Source organism: Nitrosomonas sp. HPC101, assembly GCF_009833125.1.
In the GTDB taxonomy this organism is placed as follows: Bacteria; Pseudomonadota; Gammaproteobacteria; order Burkholderiales; family Nitrosomonadaceae; genus Nitrosomonas.
In genome coordinates this window covers 88,905-112,238 of the sequence record NZ_QRCC01000014.1, presented here as the reverse complement: position 1 = coordinate 112,238, position 23,334 = coordinate 88,905, and the positions used below count along the sequence as shown (strand labels likewise).

Genomic DNA, 23,334 nt, shown 5'->3' with positions numbered 1-23,334 from the left:
CTTGAATTGTGATGAAAGCGGGAAGTTGGGTATATTAGCAGGTTGACTCTTTCTTAGGTAGCAGATGGAATTCATCAGGATCCGTGGCGCACGGACACATAACCTCAAAAACGTAGATCTTGATCTGCCGCGTAACCAGCTGATTGTCATCACGGGATTATCTGGCTCCGGCAAATCTTCTCTGGCTTTCGATACGCTGTATGCAGAAGGCCAGCGGCGCTATGTCGAATCCCTTTCCGCGTATGCGCGGCAGTTTCTGCAGTTGATGGAAAAGCCGGATGTGGATCTGATTGAAGGGCTGTCACCGGCCATTTCGATTGAGCAGAAGGCCACTTCGCATAACCCGCGTTCCACTGTTGGAACCGTTACTGAAATACATGATTATCTGCGCCTGCTGTTTGCCCGGACGGGGGAGCCGCATTGTCCGGAGCATGGTATTGCGCTGGCGGCACAAAGTGTTTCACAAATGGTGGATCAGGTACTGGCATTGCCGGCAGAGACCCGGCTGATGATCCTTGCGCCAGTAGTTACCGCACGCAAGGGTGAGCAGCTGGAGCTGTTTGATCAATTGCGATCCCAGGGATTCGTGCGCATCCGGCTGGATGGGGAAGTGCATGATATTGACGCTCTGCCGAAGCTGCAGAAGAACCGCAAGCATACGATCGAAGTGGTGATCGATCGGCTCAAAATCACTCCGGAGGTCAAGCAGCGCCTGGCAGAATCTTTTGAAACCGCACTGCACTATGCCGAAGGCAAGGCAGTGGCTGTGGAAATGGATACCGGCAAGGAATACCTGTTTTCAGCCAGATTCAGCTGTCCGCTATGCAGTTATGCTTTGTCCGAACTCGAACCCCGCCTGTTTTCCTTTAACAACCCTGCGGGCGCATGTCACCGCTGTGACGGACTGGGGCAGATCACGTTTTTCGATCCGGCACGGGTGGTGGCTTTTCCATATCTGTCGCTGGCTGCGGGCGCCATCAAGAGCTGGGATCGGCGCAATCAGTTCTATTTCCAGATGTTGCAGGCAGTGGCAACCCATTACCACTTCAATCTTGAGGTGCCGTTCGAACAATTGGGTGAAGCCGCGCAGCAGGCGGTGCTGTATGGCTCCGGCAAGGAAAAAATTACATTCACCTATCTCAATGAACAAGGCAAAGCACATCAGCAGACACATGCGTTTGAGGGCATTATTCCCAGTCTGGAACGCCGTTATCGGGAAACAGAATCGCAAACCGTACGTGAGGAGCTGGCCAAGTTTATTAATGCGCGCGTCTGTCCGGAATGCGAAGGCACACGGCTGCGTCGTGAAGCGCGGCATGTTACGGTCGGTGGCGAGACGATTTTTGCAATCAGCGCCTGGCCACTGCGGCAGGCCCGGCAGTTTTTTGATGAAATGAAGCTGGAAGGCTATAAACAAGCCATTGCAGAGCGTATTGTCAGGGAAATATCCAGTCGTTTGCAGTTTCTTAACAATGTCGGACTTGATTATCTTTCGCTCAATCGATCCGCAGATACACTTTCCGGCGGGGAGGCACAGCGTATCCGCCTGGCCAGCCAGATCGGTTCCGGATTGACGGGTGTCATGTATGTGCTGGATGAACCTTCCATAGGGCTGCATCAGCGCGATAACGAACGTTTGCTGGAAACCCTCAAGCATCTACGCGATCTCGGCAACAGCGTGATCGTGGTGGAGCATGATCAGGATGCCATTCTGCTGGCGGATCATGTGGTCGACATGGGCCCGGGTGCCGGTGAACATGGCGGGCGCGTGGTTGCAGAAGGATCACCCGCAGCTATTCAGGCAAATCCTGCCTCGCTGACCGGGCAGTATCTTTCCGGCCAGCGCTCCATCGCGATCCCGGTGACACGCACTCCTCCTGATCCGGAGCGGATGCTGACCATACGCGGAGCGACCGGGAACAATCTCAAGCAGATACAGCTTAATTTGCCGGTCGGGTTGCTGGTGTGCGTAACCGGGGTTTCCGGCTCGGGAAAATCCACGCTGATCAACGATACGCTATACCGTGCTGTGGCACGCCATCTCTATGGCAGCCTGGCTGATCCGGCCGCTTATCAGGAAATAGAGGGGCTGGGGTTTTTCGACAAGGTGATTGATATCAACCAAAGCCCAATTGGACGTACGCCCCGCTCCAACCCTGCCACGTACACCGGTCTGTTCACTCCGGTGCGGGAATTGTTCGCTGGTGTGCCACAGGCCAGGGAGCGTGGCTATTTGCCGGGCAGATTCTCGTTCAACGTCAAGGGCGGGCGGTGTGAAGCTTGTCAGGGGGATGGTGTCATCAAGGTGGAAATGCATTTTTTGCCCGATATCTATGTTGCCTGCGATGTTTGTCGTGGACAGCGTTACAACCGGGAGACACTGGAAGTTCAGTACAAGGGCAAAAACATTCACGAGATCCTGCAAATGACGGTTGAAAGTGCACATGCGTTTTTTGAAGCAGTGCCGGTGATTGCCCGCAAGCTGCAAACCTTGCTGGATGTGGGGCTGGGTTACATCACGCTTGGTCAGTCAGCGACAACCCTGTCCGGCGGCGAGGCGCAGCGCGTTAAACTGTCTCTGGAATTATCCAAACGTGATACCGGCCGCACGCTCTATATTCTGGATGAGCCGACTACCGGCCTGCATTTCCAGGATATTGACCTGTTGCTCAAAGTGCTGCATCGCTTGCGTGATAACGGGAATACCGTAGTGATTATCGAGCATAATCTGGATGTGATTAAAACGGCCGACTGGATCATTGATCTTGGCCCGGAAGGGGGTGCCGGGGGCGGCAGAATCATCGCCGAGGGCACGCCGGAAGCGGTGGCAGCGATTCCCGGCAGCTTTACCGGACAATTTCTCCAGTCTTTACTTTCCACCCGATAATCTTTCTTATGAATCCACGCGACTGTCTGCTTGACAGCTTTTGTGCCGCGGTTGATGCGGCCGATCCGCTGAAAATTGTACCTTGTCATCTGCCCGAGCCGCCGCAGGGGAACACGCTGGTGGTCGGTGCAGGCAAAGCGGCAGCTGCCATGGCATGTGCGGTGGAGGCCCACTGGCCGGCTGCTCATCCTCTGGAAGGGATTGTCGTGATACCGTATGGTCACGGGCGGGCGACGAACAGCATCATGGTGATTGAAGCCAGCCATCCAGTGCCTGATACGCAAGGTGAAATGGCTGCTCGCGCCATGCTGGAATCAGCACGCATGCTCAAGCCGGATGATTTGCTGCTGGGGTTGTTCAGCGGGGGTGGATCCAGCTTGCTGTCGGTGCCTATTCCCGGGATAACGCTGGATGAGCTGCAATGCATCACCCGTCAGCTGCTGCGTTGCGGTGCGCCGATCCAGGAAATCAATATCGTGCGCAAGCATTTATCCATGGTGCTGGGCGGGCGACTGGCAGCGGCCAGCCAGGCGCCGATTCACAGCCTGATTATCTCGGATGTGACGGATAACGACCCCTCTTCCATTGCTTCCGGGCCCTGTGCGCCAGATCCTTCCAGCTGGCAGGATGTGCTGACGCTGGTGGAACGTTATGCGATTACCGTTTCTCCGCACATCATGGCAATTTTGCAGAAAAACGTCAGCACAGGCAGTAACGAAACGCCCAAACCGGGCAACCCGGTGTTCAGGAATACGAAAAACCGGATCATTGCAACGTCACGTCAATCCCTCGCGGCAGCGGCACAATTTTTTCGTGCGCGGGGCATTACACCGCTTATTCTCGGTGATACCGTAACCGGCGAGGCCAGGGAAGTTGCCAAAGTACATGCGGCCATCGCGCGGGAGGTACGCCATTACAGCAACCCGTTTAAACCGCCCGTAGCCCTGATTTCCGGCGGAGAAACAACGGTGACGGTAACGGGTTCTGGCAAGGGTGGGCGTAATGCCGAATTTCTGTTATCGCTTGCCATCGCGCTCGATGGGTTGGAAGATGTTTACGCGCTGGCCTGTGATACGGACGGCATCGACGGCAGCGAAGCCAGCGCCGGAGCAGTGATCACGCCTGATACCCTCAGCCGGGCAGAACAGGCCGGTGTAGATCCGGTGGCATTGCTGAATGACAATAACGCCTGGACTTTTTTTGACATGCTGGATGATCTGATTGTCACCGGACCGACCTGTACTAATGTAAACGATTATCGGAGCATTCTTGTTTTGTAATGAGGCGTTACATGCATTTCTGAATTGCTGTATTGCTCGCCTTGCCCGTGGGCAAGGCGAGCAATACACAGGCGCTTATGCGGCGTATGCTTTTCTCAGTACATACTGCAAAATGCCACCGTGGCGGTAATAATCCACTTCAATCGCAGTATCGATGCGGCAGCGTAGTCGGACTTCCCGACGTGAACCATCCTGACCGTGAATGACCAATGTAACTTCTTGTTGTGGTTGAAGATCATCCAGTCCCAGAATGTCAAATCGTTCATCGCCCTGAATACCGAGGGAAGCGGTGCTGTCGCCTTCCTTGAACTGCAGCGGGAGCACACCCATGCCAATCAGGTTGCTGCGGTGGATACGTTCGTAACTCTCCGCGACCACCACCTTGACACCCAGCAGTTGCGTCCCTTTGGCGGCCCAGTCACGGCTTGAGCCGGTGCCATATTCCTTGCCGGCAAGTACGATGGTAGGCGTGCCATCTGCAATGTATTGCATGGCCGCATCGAAGATGCTCATCTGCTTTCCGTCAGGATCGCTATTGCTGCGATACAGCGTCACGCCTCCTTCGCTGCCGGGCACCATCAGATTCCGGATGCGTACATTGGCGAACGTGCCGCGCATCATGACATTGTGATTCCCCCGGCGCGAGCCATAACTGTTGAAATCCGCCCGGCTGACACCATGCGTCAGCAGATATTGTCCGGCCGGTGAAGATTCCTTGATAGCACCTGCGGGACTGATATGGTCAGTTGTCACCGAATCACCGAAAACCGCCAGTGCGCGCGCACCATAAATGGCATCCGGTATTTTGCTCTGGTCGATTTCCAGGGAAAAATTCTCGAAAAATGGCGGTTCGGCGATGTAAGTTGAATCCGGCCAGTCATACGATCTGCCGGTGGCCGAGGTGATATTGTTCCAGAGGGTGTGATCCCGGGTGAAATCGCTGTACAGACGGCGGAAAGTTTCCGCCCGGGTCGCAAATTGCATCATGGATTCGATTTCCGCACTGTTGGGCCAGATATCACGCAGCCACACTGGTTTGCCTTCCTGATTCTCCCCCAGCGGCTCGCGTGTCGGGTCTTTCAGCACCGTTCCGGCAATGGCGTAGGCGACTACCAATGGAGGAGAGGCAAGAAAATTGGCACGAATGTTGGGATGAATACGCGCCTCGAAATTGCGGTTTCCGGATAATACCGCTGCACACACCAGATCATCTTTGACAACGGTTTCCTCAACCACTTCCGGCAGTGGCCCTGAATTGCCGATACAGGTCGTGCAACCATAGCCCGCCAGACTGAACCCAAGCTGCTCCAGATAGGGCAGCAAACCGGCGGCGCGCAGATATTCTGTTACAACCCGGGATCCGGGCGCAAGTGAGGTCTTGATATGACGCTTGACCTTCAGCCCTTTTTCGACCGCTTTTTTAGCCAGCAGGCCGGCAGCGATCAGCACACTCGGATTGGAGGTGTTGGTACAGGAAGTGATGGCCGCAATCAGGATGTCACCATGGCGTAGCTTGATCGGCTGTGCCGGAGCGCCGTTGGTAGCAGTTTGCAGGGTCGGACGATTATTCGCCATCTCGGCTGCGTTACGTGCGCTGCCTGGCTCACCCGGGCTGCTGTCGGGCGTGATGCACAGATTTGATTCTGCAGAACCATCATCACGGGTGGCGTAAGTATTCTCCAGTACTTCTGCCGCCTTGCCATAGCCATTTTCCCTGACAGGTTTGCTGAACAATCCGGTAAAGGTGGATTTCAGATCCCTGAGTGCGATCCGGTCCTGCGGGCGCTTTGGCCCGGCCAGGGAAGACTCGATCGTAGCCAGATCCAGCATGAGTTCCTGGCTATAGTCAATCTCCCCCTGGCGAGGAATACCGAACAATCCCTGCTCCCGGAAATAATGCTCAAAGACATCGATTTCTTCTGCGGTACGGCCGGTGTAGCGGAAGTAGGCAAGCGTGACATCATCCACCGGGAAAAAACCCATGGTTGCGCCATATTCCGGCGCCATGTTGGCAATGGTGGCGCGATCCGGCAAGCTCAGTGAAGTGACGCCTTCACCAAAAAACTCGACGAACTTGCCGACCACATTGGCCTTGCGCAGCATTTCGGTCACGGTCAGTACCAGGTCAGTGGCCGTGACACCTTCCTGCAAGTGGCCGACCAGATTGACGCCCACCACATCCGGTGTCAGAAAGTAGACCGGCTGCCCCAGCATACCGGCTTCTGCTTCAATGCCTCCCACGCCCCATCCCACCACGCCGATGCTGTTGATCATGGTGGTATGTGAATCCGTGCCTACCAGCGTATCCGGATAAATCAACCCATCCTTCTGATGTACGCCACGCGCAAGGTATTCCAGATTGACCTGGTGCACGATTCCGATTCCCGGCGGAACCACGCCGAACGTATCAAATGCCTGCATTCCCCATTTGATGAACTGGTAGCGTTCGTGGTTACGCTGGAATTCAATTTCCATGTTGCGTGTCAGCGCCTGGCTGTTACCGTAATAATCCACCTGGATCGAATGATCCACCACCAGATCCACGGGCACCAGCGGTTCGATCAGTTCCGGATTTTTGCCCAACCGGCTGGCTGCACTGCGCATTGCGGCCAGATCAACCAGCAACGGTACACCGGTGAAATCCTGCAGCACGATGCGTGCGACTACAAACGGAATTTCCTGTGTGCGTTCGGCGTTAGGCCGCCAGCCGGCAAGCTGTTTGACATGGGTCTCGGTGATTTTCCTGTCATCATAATTGCGCAGAATCGATTCCAGCACGATCCGAATGGAAACCGGCAAACGCGAGATATTGCCTAATCCGGCAGCTTCCAGTGCGGGCAGGGAATAAAACCGGGCGGTTGCGCCGTTGGACAGGGGTAACGTAGTTAAACTATTGAATAAATTATGGGCCATGATGGTTCCTTGAATAAGAGACAACGGGCTTTTTGTATTTATGCGGTGACCGATTGAGTTTATCATTCGGCACTGGCTGCGGCCAAATACTTGACTTGACAGCAATGAATGCAGTTTTTGTATTTTTAAACGGGAGAATGATGAATATCGAACAACTAAATCAAAAATACGGAATTGGAGAGCAGGTGGTTTTTGCAGCAGGAGAAGGCGGCTTGCCTTTTATGCATATCCGGAATGAAAAGGCCAGTGCGCTAATCTCGATTTACGGTGGACAGGTGCTTGCATTCCGGCCGGTACACGCGCAGGACGATCTGCTGTTTTTAAGTAAGCGCGCCTATTATCAGCAGGGTAAGGCAATCAAGGGGGGTGTGCCGATTTGCTGGCCGTGGTTCGGCCCGGATCCGGAAGGCAAGGGGCGTTCAGCACACGGCTTTATGCGTAACCGTATGTGGGATGTCATCAGCACATCCGCTACTCCGGAAGGTGGCACCCGGATTGTGCTGGGATCAGCGGATACGGAAGAAACGCAAGCAATCTGGCCCCGGTCATTCATTTTAAGGCTGGAAATCACCATCGGCGAGACGCTCAATCTGGAGTTGATTACCCGTAACCCCGGTTCACAGTCATGTACCATCACACAGGCTTTTCATACCTACTTCAGCGTGGGAGATATTCGACAGACCCATCTATCCAGCCTGGAAAATACCCGTTATATCGATAAAGTAAATGATAATCTGGAAAAAAACCAGATCGGTGCTGTTACTATTGATACGGAAGTGGATCGGATTTACCAGTCCGTTGGCAGCGATCTCGTCATTCATGATACTGCCCGTAAACGCCGCATCCGTATTACTTCCAAGGGCAACAGGACAGCTGTCGTGTGGAATCCCTGGGCAAAGATTTCGACAGAAATGGCAGATCTGGAAGATGACGATTATCTGCGTTTTATTTGCGTGGAGACGACCAATGCTGCTACCGACCGGGTTCATATTCAGCCCGGCAGCGAATTCCGGCTGGTTGCCAATTACCGGATTGAACAGGACTGACAGAAAATTTCCGGAATTTTATGTATGAAAACAAGGAAAAACAATGACTCTGAAACTTCACATCATTACTTGCAGCACCCGCCCCGGGCGTATCGGGCCATATATCGCAACATGGTTCTGCGAAGCCGTCGTACAGCACGGCAAATTTGAATGTGTGCCGGTTGATCTGGCGGAGTTTGATCTGCCAATATACAACGAACCAGAACACCCTGTGCAGCAGCGCTATCAGCACGCGCATACCAAAAACTGGTCGGCCAGTGTCCACGCGGCAGATGCTTATGTATTTGTGACACCGGAATATAATTTCGGCCCGCCGCCCTCACTGCTCAACGCGCTTAATTATGTGTACAAGGAATGGAATTACAAACCTGCCGGTATTGTAAGTTACGGAGGAATATCTGGCGGGTTGCGTGCGGCACAGTTTCTGAAACAAACCCTCACCACTCTGAAAATCATGCCGATAGTAGAAGCCGTCACCATCCAGAATGCTCCTGCCCTCATTGATGAAAACAAACATTTCACCCCGATCGATTCTCATGTCCGCTCTGCAGAAACCATGCTGGATGAGCTGTACAAATGGGCGCAAGCGCTTAAAACATTGCGCCAGTAGTTTCAGCGGGATGCGGTGAAGTAGAACCGCATCCTGCCGCACCGACCTTGAGTTCGCGTTTGTACTCAACACAGTTGGATTCAGTCATTTTTCCACTGGTTATCACTCCAGTGACAGCACCAGTTATTTTGCTTTCCGGACGCTCCCAAGCCGCCTGAAATCCTTATGAAATTTCTGTCTGGCTTCACGCCTGGCATCTTTATTTTTCTCCAACAGCAGCTCTCGTTTTGTTTGTTGCCTGAATAATAAGCAGCCCGATTAATTGTTACAGACCGGTGACTTGCTTCAGTTATCCACAGAATCATCCAAGGCTTCTTGGGATAAGTATGCAATTGCATACGATTTGACGTAACCCTTTAATCAAATTGGCCTTAATTTGGATAAAAATTGTTTTTACCGTTCAAACCGCAAAAATTAACGCTCACATCGCGGCAACCCGATAGCGCATCCTGCTTTCATTTGAAAGATGCTCCAGCCGCACATGTGTTGAGCCGACACGGACAAGATGTTGTATTTGATAAGTGAGAACACACTCAACGCCTCACGTTGTGAGCCTTGGTGTGTGCTGGTGGATTACCTTTATTCTTTAGCCAGGCTGGTATGTGGACAGCTTGGCGAATTTATGCAATTTATGGGGTACCTGCCGACACCCGCCGCCGTATTTTTTCCTGTAGGCGACAAGGTGCTTTTACCCACCAGACACGGCCCGGTAAGCGGCTTGGGGTATTGGTAAAACATACAGAAACAAGAAACCCCGCACTTGGCGGGGCTTCAGGGTTATTCAGACGTATGTGGCAGCATCTGAATTTTAGTGGCTGGTGGAGGGGCAGCACCCGGCACCAAACGACTATTGAAGTACGCAATAGAAGCGCTGCGGGCTGCTGCGAACCATTGCGAGCTCGATCGTAAAGCCTGCCCGATTGTAGACCTGCAAGCAGGTTTCTCAGCCATGCTGGTCGCCGGAAACGGGCATCAAACTCGTCTGCGATGGGATGTCGGCTCAATTCCCAAACCCGGAATCGAACCCGTGTCCGCACGGTAGCCCAAACGGTGGGCTCGGCGGCTGCGTCATTGTTGGCGGCGGGGTCGGTGAGCCGCCGAATCGTCAGGGCACAGCGTTGCTCAATCAAGGTATTGATTTGCTCAACCACGACATTGCCAGCAAAACTTTGTCCGGGGTCAAACTGGAGCTTGCGCGCCGTGGCGGGCAGTAGTTTTGTCAGTTTGTCCAAATGCGCCGTTTGGCCTGCGTCAGTTTCCTGGCAGTCTCCAGCCGTACATACGCCAAACGCCTCTGGTCATCCACCGCGTCGCAACTCCCTGACACCCCGGCCCAGCTTGCGGCGCAACAGGGCCCGCAGGGTCACCCCATCCGAGTACCCGACCTGTGCGGCGACCTGGTCGACGCTGGTGCTCCCGGTGCGCAAGAGATGGACGGCATGCTCCACGCGCAAGTCCTGGAAATACGACAGGGGTGTCTTGCCCAAAACGCTTTGCAGCCGCCGCGCCAAGGTGCGCTCGCTTGTGCCCGCGGCGCTGGCCGCCTCGGCCAGCGAGAAACCTTGCGCGAGCCGACGTCTGGCCCAGCACTCGAAGCGCTCCACCATCGGGTCGGCATGCGCAAGGTGGTCGGGAATCACGAACTCGGCTTGCGAATGCTTGCCCCGTTCCAATGAGAGGCAAAGCTTTCTGGCGATTCACAGACGCTCTCAAGGCATTGCGCTGGCCAGTTCGACCTAAAAGGTTCAAGCTGAACAGCGCCCCAGACTCTCAACGACTTGCCTGCTTACTCCGAGTCGACGGCAAGGTTCGAACCACAGTGTCTTCCAGTTCCGCCTTGATGCAATGCGGCTGCTTCCAGTCGCCTTGGTACGCGATCTGGTCAACACCACCCGGGCCCACGCCGCTGGGCACGTAGTCCAGCTTGAGATTGTTGCGGGTGCGCCAAGCGATAGCGTGGTCGGCACACGAACTGTCGCCAGACACGCCCACAGCACCCAACAATGCACCCTGCTCGTTGTACAGGGCCAAACCGCCACCGAACACATTGATGCCGCCCATGCGCTGACCCACAAGTGGGTCGTTGGGCTGGCCCCAGGCCGCCACAGGGCCTTGCAGCGCTACGGCGGGGTTGACTGGGTTGCTCTCCTGCAAGCCAAACAGGCTACCGCCGGGCTGGACGGCGCTGTACAGGTTGGCCGTGGCCAGGGCCAATCCAGGCAGGCTGAAGGCATTGGCGGTATAGGCCTTCTGCGCCGAGATTGCCCGGCTGCCCGGCCATTGGTCACCCACGCTCTTGCCGGTGAATGCCACTGCGCACACGGTGCCGCTTCGTGCCACCACAGCGCCCCACATATCCAGGTTGAAGCCGGCGTTATCGGCCTTTCGCGCGGCAACCAGTGCGTCACGCAGTTGGGTGTGGGAGGGCAAGGCGGTGCATTCTGTGGTTGCAACAAGCTTGGCGGCATGCGCCGACAGGCTGGTTGCCATCACCAACGTGGTGAGGCCGACAGCTTCCGCGACGCCGCAGCTCGTTTGGGAATGTCGCCCCAGGGGGTGACCCGCGCTATTCAGGATCTCGAGGCCCACTACGGTGAGTTGCTGTTTCACCGCACCACCCGCAGCGTCAACATCACGGACTTCGGCGCCAACTTGGCGCCACGGGTTCGGGCTTGTCTGGATCAGATGGATGCTGTGCTTGCGCCTTCATCGCCCCAATCTGCAACAGAGTTGGTGGGCCGGGTTCGCGTCACGGCCCCGCGCAGTTTGGGCCGGTTGCGGGTGCTTCCCGCACTCAACGAAGTGGCACGACTTCATCCAGGTATCTTGATCGACATCCGGCTGTCCGATGAACTTGCCGATGTGGTCGATGGGCAGATTGATGTCGGCGTGCGCATAGGGCTGTTCAAGGACAACCGGTTTGTGGTGCGCAAGGTCGGTGCGGTGGGCTTCGGGGTCTATGGCAGTCGAGCACTCATCAAGCGCCACGGTGAGCCTCAACGGATCACCGATTTGTCAGGGTTGCCTACAACCGGTCTGATCGACCACAGCACGGGTCGGCCATGGCATTGGTTCTTCAGTAAAGAACGTCGCGTTTTGCCGGAACCGTTTGCTTTTGTGACCGACGATCCGGAGGCCGAATGCGATGCGGTTCTGTCAGGCGTGGCTTTTGGGCAGTTGCCAGACTACCTTGCGCTGGCCCATGTCCAAGCCCGACGTTTGATACAGGTTCTGGAAACCGACTCTCCGCCACCGTGGGATGTCTATGTGTACCGCCCCCAGAGAGGGCCTGTTCCCAAGCGGGTACGTCTTGTATTCGATGCCATTGCCAACGCTTTCAAACAGGGCGAGGCAACGCCTGACTAGGCGAGAGTCGGCTGGTGGATAAAGCGGTTCTTCAGCCAGGTAATTTCGCCGCCAGCAAGTCGACATTCTCAATGACCGGTGGCGAACTGAGCAACGTAGCGGCGTTGGCCATCAAGGCTGCCGCAATCTGGCCATTAAGATGTGCCTGACGACCCGCTTCGTCGGCAAATGCATCGAACACACCGAAAGTTGACGGGCCGAATTTCAGTGCGAACCATGCGGTTGTGCCTGATTCGGCGTTGGCGAGCGGCAGCGCAGAAGACAAAAAGTTAGCAACGGCCGCCTCTTGACCTGGTTTGGCTTCGAGACGGACGAACAGAGCGAATTTAGTCATTGAAAAATTCTTTGGTTCGGAGGGGAGTGCAAAAGCGCATATGGAGCTTAAGTCCTGGCAGTACGTGGCCTTTGTCATTGATGTGTACGCCCGGCGCATCGTCGGTTGGCGGGTCAGCAGTTCGATGCGCACTGACTTCGTTTTGGATGCGCTGGAGCAGGCGCTGTACGCCCGCTGACCCGAGCGTGATGGGTCGTTGACCCACCACTCCGACAGAGGGTCTCAATACGTCGGAATTCGCTACACCGAGAGGCTGGCAGAGGCCAAAATTGCACCCTCGGTGGGCAGTCGCGGTGACAGCTACGACAACGCCTTGGCCGAGACCATCAACGGTTTGTACAAAGCCGAGTTGATTCACCGCCGGGCACCGTGGAAAACGAAAGAAACTCTGGAACTGGCCACCCTCGAATGGGTGTCCTGGTTTAACCACCACAGGCTCCTTGAGCCCATGGGGCACATTCCGCCCGCAGAAGCTGAGGCAAACTACTACCGGCAACTCGCCAGTCAGGCCACCTCGGTGGCGACCTGACTTAAACCAAACTGCCTCCACGAAACCCGGTGCGGTTCACTCGGTAGATGCCATCGATTCACAGCTTCGCAAGATCGAAGGGCAGAGCCTTGGGTATAAAGTGGCTCGTTTCTTCGGTCTTCTGGGGCGGTGATTTACGCGACCTGCAGTGTCGGATAGTCTGTATAGCCCTTGGCGCCACCTGCGTAGAACGTGTTGGAGTCAGGCGCGTTCAGCGGTGCCTTGGCCCTGATGCGTGCGGGCAGGTCCGGGTTAGCCAGGAAGGCGGTGCCAAAGGCCACAGCGTCAAGCTTACCTTCGGCAATAGCTGCCTCTGCCTCATCAGCGCTGTAACCCATATTGCCCACCAACACACCCTTGTACTTTTCACGCGCTACGGGCATGACATCGGCCTTCTGCACGCCGAAGAAATCGGCACGCATCACGTGCAGGTAGGCCAGCTTGAAGGCATTGAGCCTATCGGCCAGGAAGCCGATGAGGGCCAGCGGGTCGCTGTCCTTCATGCTGTTGAAGCTGTTGAGGGGCGATAGGCGCAGACCCACACGTTCGGAACCGATCGCCTGGGTCACGGCAGTGAGTACCTCGAACAGCAAACGTGCACGGTTTTCCAGCGATCCGCCGTAAGCATCGGTGCGCTGGTTGGGCGTGTCGCGCAGAAACTGGTCAATCAGGTAGCCGTTGGCGCCGTGTACTTCCACACCATCAAAGCCGGCGGCAATGGCGTTGCGTGCGCCTTGAGCAAACGCAGCTACGATGCCGGGAATCTCTTGGGCGGTCAGGGGGCGGGGCACCGCGTGCGGCACCTTGCCTTGGGGCGTGTGGATCTCACCCTCAATAGCGGTAGCGCTGCTGGAGACAATGGGGGCGCCATCGGCAGCGCCAGGGTAGGCTGCGCGGCCAGCGTGCCAGATCTGCATGAAGATGCGTCCGCCCTTGGCGTGCACCGCGTCGGTCACCTGCCTCCAGGCTGCAATCTGCGCGTCGTTGTAGATGCCAGGCTCATTGACGAAGGCCGATGTACCGGGCGCCACCATGGTGCATTCGGAAATCAGCAGGCCGCCGGTGGCTCGCTGGCTGTAGTACTGGGCCATCAGCGCGTTGGGCATGTGGCCAGCGTCGGCACGGGCGCGTGTCAGTGGTGCCAGAAGGATGCGGTTGGGCAGGGTGAGAGAACCTACTTGAAGTGGATTGAATAGCATGTGGATGAAAACCCAGATTAGTGAACAGAAAACAATGGTAAAGCTAACAGTATACCCAATACTCAGACCTTTGAAAGGTCACTGAACTTTGAAAGGTCACTGAAGACGGCTTTGGCACGGCTGGTGCTTTTGCACCCAACGCACGATGTAGTGGACACGGGTTGGGAAGGCTTTGCTACCGACAGTTTCGCGGCGGTCTACGGCCGTGCTGGCACCAAACGCCTTTGGTCATCCACCGCGTCGCAACTCCCTGACACCCCGGCCCAGCTTGCGGCGCAACAGGGCCCGCAGGGTCACCCCATCCGAGTACCCGACCTGTGCGGCGACTTGGTCGACGCTCGCGTTTCCGGTGCGCAAGAGATGGACGGCATGCTCCACGCGCAGGTCCTGGAAATACGACAACGGTGTCTTGCCCAAAACGCTTTGCAGCCGCCGCGCCAAGGTGCGCTCGCTTGTGCCCGCGGCGCTGGCCGCCTCGGCCAGCGAGAACCCCTTCGCGAGCTGACTTCTGGCCCAGCACTCGAAGCGCTCCACCATCGGGTCGGCATGCGCAAGGTGGTCGGGAATCACGAACTCGGCTTGCGAACTGCGTGCCTCGACCAGCAGATAGCGTGCTACTAGGGCCGCCAGCGCCGGACTGCGCCCCCGGATGATGCGCAAGGCCAGGTCGACGTGGGCCAAAGCGGCACCCGCGGTAGTGAAGCGTGTCGAGTTCACGATCATGCGTGACTCGTCCAGCGTGACGTTCGGATAGCGCTGCCGAAACATCGGCCCCAGCCACCATGACGTCGTCGCACGATGCCCATCAAGCAGGCCACTCTCTGCAAGCAAGAAACTACCGGAGCAGGCGGCACCAAGGTGCGCGCCAGCGGTGGACCACTGCTGTAGCGCGGCGACCGCATCGGGCACGTCGGGGCGTGTGAGCCGAGCCGAGAGCGTGTCGGGCATCTTGTCACCAAACGCGGGCACGAGCACGACGTCTGGTTCCGGCACACTACGCGCAGGGACCACGGGGACCGTCAAGCCTTGCGCAGTTCGGATGCGACGCCGAACGCCCACCAGCGTGAGCTCTATGTGCGCGGGAGCCTGTGGCAGCGAGCCCGCCATCGCATTGGCCAAGCCCACTGTGTCGGTGAGCGCCGCAAGCCCCAGATCAAACGCGCCATCACAAACAAGGATGTGGAGTTTCATGGCAACAATGATATCAATGTTGTCATTATTGTCTATAGAGATGACTGTCATGAAGACTTAGACTGCAGGCTCGTCGATCCATTCACCTAACCCATTTACCCAAAGGATTACAGTATGACCAAGCTCGCCCTGTTTGTTCGCCTCGAAGCCAAACCCGGCCAGGAGGCTGCGCTTGCCGACTTCCTGGCCAGCGCACTGCCGCTCGCCAACGCCGAGTCCGGCACCACTGCCTGGTTCGCATTGAAGTTTGGCCCTTCGACGTTCGGTGTGTTCGATGCCTTTGCCGATGAGGCAGGTCGCCAAGCACATCTGAACGGCCAGATCGCCGCGGCCTTGATGGCCAACGCCGCGACCTTGCTCAGTTCTCCGCCCAATATCGAGAAGGTCGAACTGCTTGCAGCCAAACTGCCTGCATGACAACCCAGCCTTGACCCCATCAGGTCACGCTGCAGGATGGGGGTCACACGACCCTACGCAGCGCCCCCTCTCGATTGCACTTGGCCAGGGAGCTACCTTCCACAGCGATTGGGAGGGGGCAATATTGCAGCCAGAACTTCCAAGCTGCGTCAGCAAACAGGGGCAACATCAGGGCTGGCTGTGATGTTCCGATTCGTCGGGTAGTTATCGAGAAGTACCGACTGTTTGCAACGTGTCGGTACCGAGAGCCGTCTGGGCGAGCCAGATTTCCGGCCCATTGGAAGTCCGCAGTCCGCAAGCGCGGATCGATCGAGCGACTTGTTGAAAATCAACGACCTAGCATCGGGCCGTGCAGGCTAGTGAGGGTTTCTGGTTGGATAACAGAACCTTCGATCTTCCCTAATCGTCAGCTGTATCTAGCCCAGTACCGTCGTGTGGATGTCGATCGGGCTTGTCCCCAAAACATCAACCTTAGGAGTACTGATTCATGGATATCCCGATCATTGTGGTCGCATCAATTACCCTACAACCCGGCAGCCGTGAATCGGCCGAAGCGGCGCTTCGCAAAGCTGTTGCACGAAGCCGCAAGGAACCAGGCTGCGACCAGTATCAGCTGCATGAAGACACTGAGCGGCCGGATAGGTTGGTCATGATCGAGCGCTGGCGAGACGAGGCGGCGCTACGAGACCATCTCGAAGGGCCGGTCTTTCGAGAATTGGCCGAAACGCTTGAAGGGCATATCACGCTCGACGTGATGAAGCTGTCGCTGCTGGCTTGAGCACCCAGCTTAGGGCTGCCAGAACCGTGGGATCCGCTGCTGGTTCTGGCAGGCGCTATTTGGCGTTGCCGTTCAATCGATCAAACCAGGATCAGGCGCGAGCGGCGGCAGCTCCTGCTTCAGCGGATCAAGACGACTGCGCAACAGTGCATGTAATTGCTGAACGGCCGGCGAATATTGCTTGCGATGCGGGCACACCAGGTTCAACGGTGTGGGCTCGCCTTGGTAGTGGGCCAGCACTATCTCCAGCCGTCCCGAATCAATGTCATCGTGTACGTCCAGCCAGGATTTGTAGGCCAGTCCCTCCCCCGCTACCGCCAAGCGTCGCACGATGTCGGCATCGTTGCTGAAAAGTGGACCGGTGACTTGCACTGTCTGATCACCTACCTGCCAGCGGTCATGCGCACGCCCATTGAGCGAATACAGCAGACAGTGATGCTGGGCTAGATCGGTGGGCTTTTGAGGTCTGCCGTTACGTTCTAGATAATCGGGAGCGCCCACCAGAACACGGCGGTTCCAGGGAGCTAGCGGCAGTGCCACCCAGCTCGCATCGTCAAACACGCCGTAGCGCAGGGCAACGTCGACCGGATCTCGAAAAACATCCGCCACTTGATCGGAAATTAGTAGACGAAGACTGAGCGCTGGATGCTGACGGCGAAACTCGGAAAGCCATAACAACAGCAGGTTGCGCCCTAGATCTGATGGAGCCGAAACCTGCAGCAAACCCTGCAGCCGGGTACTTTCCCGGCGTATCCGGTCTTGACCTTCGTGCAACGTATCTAGCGCCTCGCGGGCAAACGGCAAGTACTGCTCTCCTTCGGCAGTCAGCCGCAGGCTGCGCGTAGAACGAGCGAATAGACGGATATCCAGCTCTCGCTCGAGGCGTTTGATCGCCGCAGCCACCTGGCCTGGATGCAGGCCGACCTCGCGAGCGACGTTGGAGAAGCTACCCAGCGCGGCTGTGCGTACAAACAACTGCAGGTCTTCGATCCGAACCATTTTCACTCCTGCGATGAAAGTGCTGGTGGATTTTGAGCTTTTTCCCAGAGGTATTGGTAGACGAAAATCACCAAACTTTTACTTGTTCCTGACCTTCAAGGATTGCCCCACATGAAAGCTATCGTCTTCACCGAATACGGCCTGCCAATCGACGACCCTCGTGCATTGTTCGACAGCGAGCTTCCAGAACCTACCCCTGGCCCGCATGACCTGCTGGTGCAGGTCAGGGCCATCGCGGTGAATCCAGTCGATACCAAGGTGCGTTCCGGCAAGGGCGCCACCCCCCAGCCCAAAGTGCTCGGCTGGGACACGGTCGGTGTAGTGCGCGCCGTGGGTTCCGACGTAACGCTGTTCCAGCCCGGCGATGAAGTGTTTTATGCCGGCGCCATCGACCGTCCTGGCAGCTACAGCGAGTTGCATCTGGTCGACGAACGCATCGTCGGGCGCAAGCCGCGTAGCCTGGACGATGCCAGTGCGGCGGCTTTGCCATTGACGTCGATTACCGCCTGGGAACTGCTGTTCGACCGCCTGGGCATCGGCGAGCACGGTGGAGCAGGGCAGAGTCTGCTGATCCTGGGTGCCGGGGGCGGTGTGGGTTCGATCCTGACGCAACTGGCCCGCCAGTTGACCGGCCTGAAGGTGATCGGTACTGCGTCTCGCCCGGAAACCCGGGAATGGGTCAGCGCCCTGGGTGCGCATCATGTGATCGACCACAGCCGACCGCTGGCCGAGCAGCTGAAGCACATCGGTATCGAGGTGGTGGATTATGTGATCAGCCTCACCCACACCGACAGCTACCTTCCTCAACTGATTGAGGTGTTGCGGCCCCAGGGTCATCTGGCACTGATCGACGATCCGGCTGTGCTCGATGTAGTACCACTCAAACGCAAGTCGCTGGCGCTGCACTGGGAGCTGATGTTCACCCGCTCGCTGTACGGGACGGACGACATGATTAAGCAGCACCAGTTGCTCAACCGCGTGGCGGAGCTGATCGACGCTGGTGTGCTGAAGACGACTGTAGGGGAGCATTTCGGGCGCATCGAGGCGGCCAACCTGCGGCGTGCCCATGCACTGATCGAAAGCGGCAAGGCCATGGGCAAGATCGTCTTGGAAGGCTTCTGATTTATCCATGCATTAGCGCCCGCCACGCGGGCAGGAGACCCAACATGCGCATCGAAAAGCGGTTCCGCCACACTCTGTTGGCCTTGGCGCTAGCCAGTCCAGTCACCTTCGCCGCGCAACTCCAGCCGCTGCCGGCAAGCGCTCCGTCGGCTCGGCCGATTGGTGTGATTAACGAGGTATTTGCCTTCCATGACGCGATGCCTACCGGCGTAACCGTCAGCGAGACCGGACGTATCGGATCGTGACAACGCTGAAAGCCCCGTATTTACTGGATTTCAGGCACCCGCGTCAGCATCCACTCATCCGACGTTCGATCAGGCGGTGACGAACCGCTCCCGAAATGCTCGCCGGACCTGGTCGTAAGGCACAGGGCTGGTGGCGTGCGGGACCAGCGCGCCTCTGTCGCCGATGAGGTAGTTGATCCGGTAGGTGCAGTTTCCGGAGGGGGGGCAGCATGCCGCCAATCACCCGGTCGGGATTCAGAACCCGCTCCTGGATCAGGCGGTCCAGCACGCTCTGGACCTGCGGCCCCAGGCCAACGAACACGGCATCCTTCAGTTCTTCGACTTCCGCCGCGAAGTGCTCCAGCAGGTACTTCCTCAGCAAGGGGTGCTTGGTCATATCCGGTGAGCCACGGTAAACGTCGTCCTTTTCGATTACCGGATAGCGCAGACATTGATTTTCGTGCGTTAGAGAGGGCCTCGCTGCCCAAAAGCCTCACGCGCAAACTCCAAGAAGCTGCGCAGCTTTGGAGTCATTCTTCGGTCAGGGGCATAGAGGATGTGCATTGCGGTATTCGGCACCGGGTACTGCGGCAACAGACGCACCAGTGTCCCATCGCGCAGTGCATCGCTAACCAACTCTATCGGCTGTAGAACCACACCTAGGCCAGCTACAGCCGCTGCCAGCAGTGGATCACCTTGATTGATCGTTAATTTGCTTGTAATAGGAACATCTATACGCCCCTCCGGGCTGTCGAAGCTCCAGTGTGAGCGGCCATCAGAATAGGTAAACCCCAGACACTCCTGCTGCTGTAGATCCCACGGATTGATGATGGGAGGGCGACGTGCAAGATAGGACGGCGCAGCGCATAAAACCATCTGATAGGGCTCCAGTGGCACTGCCTTCAACCCACTGCTCACCAGCTCGCCGATGCGAAATACCACGTCGTAACCATCATCAACGATATCGACCAGCTCGTTCGATAACGTTAGGTCAACAGACACCTGAGGATACCGAACCATGTATTCCAGCAGGCGTGGCGAAAGCGTGCGAACTCCGAACGTGACCGGCGCGTTGATGCGAAGGCGGCCGCTTGGTGTGCCCCGAGTGAGGGCGGCCAGGTTCTCGGCAGACTGCATGTCTGCAAGGATCAGTTTTGCTCGCGGGTAGAACGCCCTGCCGAAGTCGGTGAGGCTTTGCCTGCGCGTAGTCCGGTGCAGCAGGGAAACACCCAGATGTTGTTCGAGCATTTTCACCTGTTTCCCTACCAATTGAGGGGACAGATTCAGGTCGTCCGCAGCGGCGCTGAATGAGCCCAGCTCAACTGCTTTGGCGAACGTGGCCATCTGGGTCAGGCGATCCATTATAAACACTCTGTTTCTAGTAATGCGCCATCATAGGCCTTTATCTAGCGCCAAGCAATGACTAAATTTGTGTCACCTTTCGAGTGCCCGGATACCTTCCGGATGTACGTCGAGGCCCATTGATAAACGAGGTATTTATGATGGCACGCATTGTCAGAATTCATGAATACGGTGACGCCAGCGTTCTGAAGCTGGAAGATCTGGAAGTATCGGCACCAGCAGCAAACGAGGTGCAAATTAGTGTTAAAGCTATTGGCTTGAACCGAGCCGAAGTGATGTTTCGCAATCACGCATACCTGCAAGAAGCGGAGTTCCCCAGCCGCTTAGGCTACGAGGCCGCAGGCATCGTAACGGCAGTCGGGAGCGACGTAACCGAGATCACGGTTGGTGACTCGGTCGCTCTGATCCCACCTCTGGATATTGCTCGCTGGGGCACCTACGGCGAGTTGGCCAATGTACCGGCCCACCTGGTGGTAAAGAGCCCTGAGAACTTGTCCTTTGAAGAGGCTGCGGCGTCTTGGATGCAGTACGTCACCGCCTGGGGGGCATTGATTGAACAGGCGAAGCTACGGCAGGGCGATTTTGTCATCGTTACCGCCGCGTCAAGCAGTGTTGGCTTGGCCGCCTTCCAAATGGCTCGTATGGTCGGCGCCACATCGATTGCGATCACTCGAACTCACGCGAAGAAGCAGGCCCTGCTTGATGCAGGCGCTGCGCATGTCATCGTCAGCGATGAAGAGGATATCGTCGAGCGTGTTATGACGATAACTGCCGGTCAAGGCGCTCGCGTTGTATTCGATCCTGTAGGCGGGCCGTCCTTTGAACCTCTCACGCAGAGCATGGCGCGGGGCGGAATTTTGCTGGTGTACGGCGCACTCAGCTCTGAACCGACACCATTCCCACTGTTTACCGTGCTGGGCAAAAGCCTGACTTTGAAGGGTTATCTCTACGCAGAGATTGTGGCCGACCCTGAAGCCCTGGAGAGAGCGAAGGCTTTTATTCTGCAAGGGTTGAAGTCCGGTGCGTTGCGCCCGATCATCGCAAAGACATTCGCACTTAGCGACATCCAGGATGCCCATCGTTTCCTTGAAGCCAATCAGCAGATCGGCAAGATCGTGGTAACTGTCCGACCAGCAATTATGGGGCTGAGAGCGTAATCCTTCGGCCCCGATTCAAGCCAGCCCTGATGACCGCTTTTGGCCGATTCTGTGTATCCGTCCGGCCAACACACCTTCCTGGCCCCGACGCCAAAGGCGATGGTGTCCACCTGATTTAAGTGGACACCATTTCTAGCTTTTTAAGCCGCTGGGCATGGGGGTTTCTTCGAACCGAGGAGGCATCAAGATTTTTGGGACGTCATAAGCCCTGGAAGACTCGATCTGCGCCGCTGCAGTTTCGGTATTCAGGCCGCGCGTTACTTTGCCTACCGTATCGATGTCGGCCAGGGACTTTCGCCACGACTCCTCCGGCAACATTGCTGCACGCAGTGCGGCTTGGATTGAGTCTGTGCCTGCCAAGGTTCTGCGAATATCCGCAATGCCTGCCATTTGCTCCTGCAGCTTTTGGAGCGTTCCCTTTCCTAAAAAAGAATAGCTGGATTCGATAGACTTTCGCATGTCTCCGAGCATTTTCTCGTGACGCTCAGTCATTAGCTGCTTCTCTTTCTTAATGACAGCGCCAAGCTCTGCGAGCCCAGATCCATCAGGCAAATTTCGCCACCCGCCTTGCTTCGCAATTGCTGGTACGAGTGCTTGATAGTCAGTATCCGTCAGCCTATTCAGATCGTCATCAAGAAGGGAGCTGCTGTCTCGTTTGTCTTCTACTCGGCTACAAAGTCGTTGGACGGAAACGCGCGCTAATTCGATGGGGTCATTCAGATCCAGATATTTCCAGTCGCTAGTGTGGGGGTAGCGTACAAAAAGCGTCCCAACCGAAGTCGCAATTGGTGTCTTTGCTGGTAGTAACGCGTCCAGATTTAACGTCTTCGGCTTCTCTTCGCCGCTGTCCACAGATCGATCCTCATCGCTCATGTTGTCGCCCCCTTGCGAATCTGAAGCTCATGACGCATGATATCATCAGTTTGATGATATAAGCAGCCTAGCAATGAACACACATAAAACCAAACGCAGTCTTTCGGTCGTCCGTCTTGGATGAGGAGCCGCCGGTGACACTACCCCAGCACGTCGAAAATCTGAGCCACGCCCAGCGCGAGCGGCTGGCCTACATCGACTTCCGGCTCTACTTCTTCGGTGAGATCGGTCGCCCCGATCTGATCGACCGCTTTGGCGTGGCACCGGCGGGGGCGACGCGCGACTTGGCGCTGTACCGGGAAATCGCGCCGCAGAACATCACCTTCGACGGCAGCAACAAGATCTACCGCATCGGGCAGGTGTTCTCCCCGCTGTTCGACCACGCCGCCCAACGCGTGCTATCGGCACTGGCCTTGGGCTTCGGCGATGGCGTGAACGGCGCAACGCAGCCGCTGCTGACGTGCGAGTCGCCCACCGCCCTGAGCAACCCGAAGATGGATGTGCTGGCCCCGGTCTGCCGCGCGATCCACGCCAAGCGGCCCGTCGCCATCCGCTACCACTCGATGAGCAGCGGCGAGTCCGAACGGGTCATCGTGCCCTTCGCCTTGGTGGACACCGGCCTGCGCTGGCACGTCCGGGCCTTTGATCGCAAGAGCAGAGAGTTTCGGGACTTCGTGGTCACCCGTATCGAAGCGCCGACCCTGCTCGATGAGGAGCCTCAGGCCAACGAGCGTCCAGACAACGACATCCAGTGGACGCGCATCGTCGAGTTGGACTTCGTGCCGCACCCACGTCTGGCCCGGCCCGAGATCATCAAGATGGACTACGGGATGACCGACGGCTCGATCCGGATGCGCGTTCGCGCCGCCGTCGCGGGCTACATGCTGCTGCGCTGGAGCGTGGACTGCTCGCCCGACCATCGGCTCAAGGAAGAACAGTACCGCCTATGGCTCAGCGATCCGCTGGCCCTGTACGGCGTTGAGAACGCCAAGCTGGCTCCGGGCTATCAAGCCCCGAGCAGCCCCAAGAAACGATAGGAAAGAACAA

The 23,334-nt window shown here is 57.0% G+C and carries 21 protein-coding genes and 2 pseudogenes; 13 read left to right on the top strand and 10 right to left on the bottom strand.

Annotated elements, in window-relative coordinates; translation table 11 throughout:
- The first annotated feature begins 64 nt into the window (after positions 1-64).
- Together uvrA and ABO04_RS10410 are read left to right on the top strand one after the other, a co-directional pair.
- Entirely contained in the window at positions 65-2,887 is a 2,823-nt protein-coding gene (gene uvrA, locus ABO04_RS10415; RefSeq protein WP_160810597.1) for an excinuclease ABC subunit UvrA, read from the top strand.
- Positions 2,888-2,895: 8 nt separating this feature from the next.
- The gene (locus ABO04_RS10410) at positions 2,896-4,167 is read left to right on the top strand and encodes a glycerate kinase (protein ID WP_160810596.1); all 1,272 of its coding nucleotides are present in this window, start codon (positions 2,896-2,898) and stop codon (positions 4,165-4,167) included.
- Positions 4,168-4,242: 75 nt separating this feature from the next.
- Here ABO04_RS10410 and ABO04_RS10405 read toward each other — a convergent pair whose 3' ends face one another.
- The gene (locus ABO04_RS10405) at positions 4,243-7,080 is read right to left on the bottom strand and encodes an aconitate hydratase (protein WP_160810595.1); all 2,838 of its coding nucleotides are present in this window, start codon (positions 7,078-7,080) and stop codon (positions 4,243-4,245) included.
- 137 nt (positions 7,081-7,217) lie between these two features.
- Here ABO04_RS10405 and ABO04_RS10400 point away from each other — a divergent pair, with 137 nt between their 5' ends.
- From ABO04_RS10400 to ABO04_RS10390, 3 genes are all read left to right on the top strand, one after another.
- Positions 7,218-8,126 carry a D-hexose-6-phosphate mutarotase gene (locus ABO04_RS10400; protein WP_240141522.1) on the top strand — a complete coding sequence of 303 codons (909 nt, stop codon included), beginning with the start codon at positions 7,218-7,220 and terminating at the stop codon, positions 8,124-8,126.
- A gap of 43 nt (positions 8,127-8,169) precedes the next feature.
- Positions 8,170-8,736: an NAD(P)H-dependent oxidoreductase gene (locus ABO04_RS10395; protein WP_160810594.1), complete on the top strand. Its 567-nt coding sequence runs from the start codon at positions 8,170-8,172 to the stop codon at positions 8,734-8,736.
- Between the two features lie 811 nt (positions 8,737-9,547).
- Positions 9,548-9,778 (top strand): hypothetical protein, encoded by a 231-nt coding sequence (locus tag ABO04_RS10390; protein ID WP_160810593.1) that lies wholly within the window; start codon positions 9,548-9,550, stop codon positions 9,776-9,778.
- A gap of 256 nt (positions 9,779-10,034) precedes the next feature.
- Here ABO04_RS10390 and ABO04_RS10385 read toward each other — a convergent pair.
- Positions 10,035-10,391: pseudogene (locus tag ABO04_RS10385) on the bottom strand (AraC family transcriptional regulator); the annotation flags it as partial.
- A gap of 115 nt (positions 10,392-10,506) precedes the next feature.
- The gene (locus ABO04_RS10380) at positions 10,507-11,226 is read right to left on the bottom strand and encodes a heme-binding protein (RefSeq protein WP_160810592.1); all 720 of its coding nucleotides are present in this window, start codon (positions 11,224-11,226) and stop codon (positions 10,507-10,509) included.
- On the opposite strand from ABO04_RS10380, the gene ABO04_RS10375 reads away from it, so the two are divergent.
- Positions 11,203-12,102 (top strand): LysR family transcriptional regulator, encoded by a 900-nt coding sequence (locus ABO04_RS10375; RefSeq protein WP_160810591.1) that lies wholly within the window; start codon positions 11,203-11,205, stop codon positions 12,100-12,102. The genes ABO04_RS10380 and ABO04_RS10375 overlap by 24 nt on opposite strands.
- 31 nt (positions 12,103-12,133) lie before the next feature.
- Here ABO04_RS10375 and ABO04_RS10370 read toward each other — a convergent pair whose 3' ends face one another.
- Positions 12,134-12,436 (bottom strand): antibiotic biosynthesis monooxygenase, encoded by a 303-nt coding sequence (locus ABO04_RS10370; RefSeq protein WP_160810590.1) that lies wholly within the window; start codon positions 12,434-12,436, stop codon positions 12,134-12,136.
- Between the two features lie 49 nt (positions 12,437-12,485).
- Here ABO04_RS10370 and ABO04_RS10365 point away from each other — a divergent pair.
- Positions 12,486-12,965: pseudogene (locus ABO04_RS10365) on the top strand (DDE-type integrase/transposase/recombinase); the annotation flags it as partial.
- Between the two features lie 134 nt (positions 12,966-13,099).
- On the opposite strand, the gene ABO04_RS10360 reads toward ABO04_RS10365, so the two are convergent.
- Together ABO04_RS10360 and ABO04_RS10355 are read right to left on the bottom strand one after the other, a co-directional pair.
- Positions 13,100-14,164 carry an alkene reductase gene (locus ABO04_RS10360; protein WP_160810589.1) on the bottom strand — a complete coding sequence of 355 codons (1,065 nt, stop codon included), beginning with the start codon at positions 14,162-14,164 and terminating at the stop codon, positions 13,100-13,102.
- A gap of 228 nt (positions 14,165-14,392) precedes the next feature.
- Positions 14,393-15,406, bottom strand: coding sequence for a helix-turn-helix domain-containing protein (locus tag ABO04_RS10355; protein WP_160810588.1), 1,014 nt, complete (start codon positions 15,404-15,406; stop codon positions 14,393-14,395).
- Positions 15,407-15,469: 63 nt separating this feature from the next.
- Here ABO04_RS10355 and ABO04_RS10350 point away from each other — a divergent pair, with 63 nt between their 5' ends.
- Both ABO04_RS10350 and ABO04_RS10345 read left to right on the top strand, forming a co-directional pair.
- Positions 15,470-15,772, top strand: a complete 303-nt coding sequence (locus ABO04_RS10350; protein WP_007182542.1) for an antibiotic biosynthesis monooxygenase — start codon at positions 15,470-15,472, stop codon at positions 15,770-15,772.
- 487 nt (positions 15,773-16,259) lie between these two features.
- Positions 16,260-16,550 (top strand): putative quinol monooxygenase, encoded by a 291-nt coding sequence (locus tag ABO04_RS10345; protein WP_160810587.1) that lies wholly within the window; start codon positions 16,260-16,262, stop codon positions 16,548-16,550.
- Between the two features lie 72 nt (positions 16,551-16,622).
- Here ABO04_RS10345 and ABO04_RS10340 read toward each other — a convergent pair whose 3' ends face one another.
- A complete protein-coding gene (locus tag ABO04_RS10340) occupies positions 16,623-17,549 on the bottom strand; it encodes a LysR family transcriptional regulator (RefSeq protein ID WP_160810586.1) in 927 nt (308 codons plus the stop codon).
- A gap of 111 nt (positions 17,550-17,660) precedes the next feature.
- On the opposite strand from ABO04_RS10340, the gene ABO04_RS10335 reads away from it, so the two are divergent.
- Positions 17,661-18,671: a zinc-binding alcohol dehydrogenase family protein gene (locus ABO04_RS10335; protein ID WP_160810585.1), complete on the top strand. Its 1,011-nt coding sequence runs from the start codon at positions 17,661-17,663 to the stop codon at positions 18,669-18,671.
- Positions 18,672-18,715: 44 nt separating this feature from the next.
- A complete protein-coding gene (locus ABO04_RS10330; protein ID WP_205012786.1) occupies positions 18,716-18,916 on the top strand; it encodes a hypothetical protein in 201 nt (66 codons plus the stop codon).
- A 43-nt stretch (positions 18,917-18,959) separates the two neighbouring features.
- Here ABO04_RS10330 and ABO04_RS11815 read toward each other — a convergent pair whose 3' ends face one another.
- On the bottom strand, positions 18,960-19,292 hold the full coding sequence (locus tag ABO04_RS11815; protein ID WP_164504338.1) for a hypothetical protein: 333 nt from the start codon (positions 19,290-19,292) through the stop codon (positions 18,960-18,962).
- Positions 19,293-19,360: 68 nt separating this feature from the next.
- Positions 19,361-20,257 carry a LysR family transcriptional regulator gene (locus ABO04_RS10320; protein ID WP_160810584.1) on the bottom strand — a complete coding sequence of 299 codons (897 nt, stop codon included), beginning with the start codon at positions 20,255-20,257 and terminating at the stop codon, positions 19,361-19,363.
- A 140-nt stretch (positions 20,258-20,397) separates the two neighbouring features.
- Here ABO04_RS10320 and ABO04_RS10315 point away from each other — a divergent pair, with 140 nt between their 5' ends.
- Positions 20,398-21,414 (top strand): zinc-dependent alcohol dehydrogenase family protein, encoded by a 1,017-nt coding sequence (locus ABO04_RS10315; RefSeq protein ID WP_160810671.1) that lies wholly within the window; start codon positions 20,398-20,400, stop codon positions 21,412-21,414.
- 132 nt (positions 21,415-21,546) lie between these two features.
- On the opposite strand, the gene ABO04_RS10310 is transcribed toward ABO04_RS10315, so the two are convergent.
- Positions 21,547-22,287 (bottom strand): hypothetical protein, encoded by a 741-nt coding sequence (locus ABO04_RS10310; RefSeq protein WP_160810583.1) that lies wholly within the window; start codon positions 22,285-22,287, stop codon positions 21,547-21,549.
- Positions 22,288-22,421: 134 nt separating this feature from the next.
- On the opposite strand from ABO04_RS10310, the gene ABO04_RS10305 reads away from it, so the two are divergent.
- Positions 22,422-23,324 carry a WYL domain-containing protein gene (locus ABO04_RS10305; RefSeq protein WP_345853406.1) on the top strand — a complete coding sequence of 301 codons (903 nt, stop codon included), beginning with the start codon at positions 22,422-22,424 and terminating at the stop codon, positions 23,322-23,324.
- Positions 23,325-23,334 lie beyond the last annotated feature (10 nt).

Coding starts and splice junctions, on each gene's coding strand:
- ABO04_RS10410 (WP_160810596.1), top strand. CDS start 2,896: ATGAATCCACGCGACTGTCTGCTTGACAGCTTTTGTGCCGCGGTTGAT.
- ABO04_RS10335 (WP_160810585.1), top strand. CDS start 17,661: ATGAAAGCTATCGTCTTCACCGAATACGGCCTGCCAATCGACGACCCT.
- ABO04_RS10370 (WP_160810590.1), bottom strand. CDS start 12,436: ATGACTAAATTCGCTCTGTTCGTCCGTCTCGAAGCCAAACCAGGTCAA.
- ABO04_RS10340 (WP_160810586.1), bottom strand. CDS start 17,549: ATGGTTCGGATCGAAGACCTGCAGTTGTTTGTACGCACAGCCGCGCTG.
- ABO04_RS10395 (WP_160810594.1), top strand. CDS start 8,170: ATGACTCTGAAACTTCACATCATTACTTGCAGCACCCGCCCCGGGCGT.
- ABO04_RS10310 (WP_160810583.1), bottom strand. CDS start 22,287: ATGAGCGATGAGGATCGATCTGTGGACAGCGGCGAAGAGAAGCCGAAG.
- ABO04_RS10405 (WP_160810595.1), bottom strand. CDS start 7,080: ATGGCCCATAATTTATTCAATAGTTTAACTACGTTACCCCTGTCCAAC.
- ABO04_RS11815 (WP_164504338.1), bottom strand. CDS start 19,292: ATGACCAAGCACCCCTTGCTGAGGAAGTACCTGCTGGAGCACTTCGCG.
- ABO04_RS10360 (WP_160810589.1), bottom strand. CDS start 14,164: ATGCTATTCAATCCACTTCAAGTAGGTTCTCTCACCCTGCCCAACCGC.
- ABO04_RS10380 (WP_160810592.1), bottom strand. CDS start 11,226: ATGGCAACCAGCCTGTCGGCGCATGCCGCCAAGCTTGTTGCAACCACA.
- ABO04_RS10355 (WP_160810588.1), bottom strand. CDS start 15,406: ATGACAGTCATCTCTATAGACAATAATGACAACATTGATATCATTGTT.
- uvrA (WP_160810597.1), top strand. CDS start 65: ATGGAATTCATCAGGATCCGTGGCGCACGGACACATAACCTCAAAAAC.
- ABO04_RS10345 (WP_160810587.1), top strand. CDS start 16,260: ATGGATATCCCGATCATTGTGGTCGCATCAATTACCCTACAACCCGGC.
- ABO04_RS10320 (WP_160810584.1), bottom strand. CDS start 20,257: ATGGATCGCCTGACCCAGATGGCCACGTTCGCCAAAGCAGTTGAGCTG.
- ABO04_RS10400 (WP_240141522.1), top strand. CDS start 7,218: ATGATGAATATCGAACAACTAAATCAAAAATACGGAATTGGAGAGCAG.
- ABO04_RS10315 (WP_160810671.1), top strand. CDS start 20,398: ATGGCACGCATTGTCAGAATTCATGAATACGGTGACGCCAGCGTTCTG.
- ABO04_RS10330 (WP_205012786.1), top strand. CDS start 18,716: ATGCGCATCGAAAAGCGGTTCCGCCACACTCTGTTGGCCTTGGCGCTA.
- ABO04_RS10350 (WP_007182542.1), top strand. CDS start 15,470: ATGACCAAGCTCGCCCTGTTTGTTCGCCTCGAAGCCAAACCCGGCCAG.
- ABO04_RS10375 (WP_160810591.1), top strand. CDS start 11,203: ATGCGCCGACAGGCTGGTTGCCATCACCAACGTGGTGAGGCCGACAGC.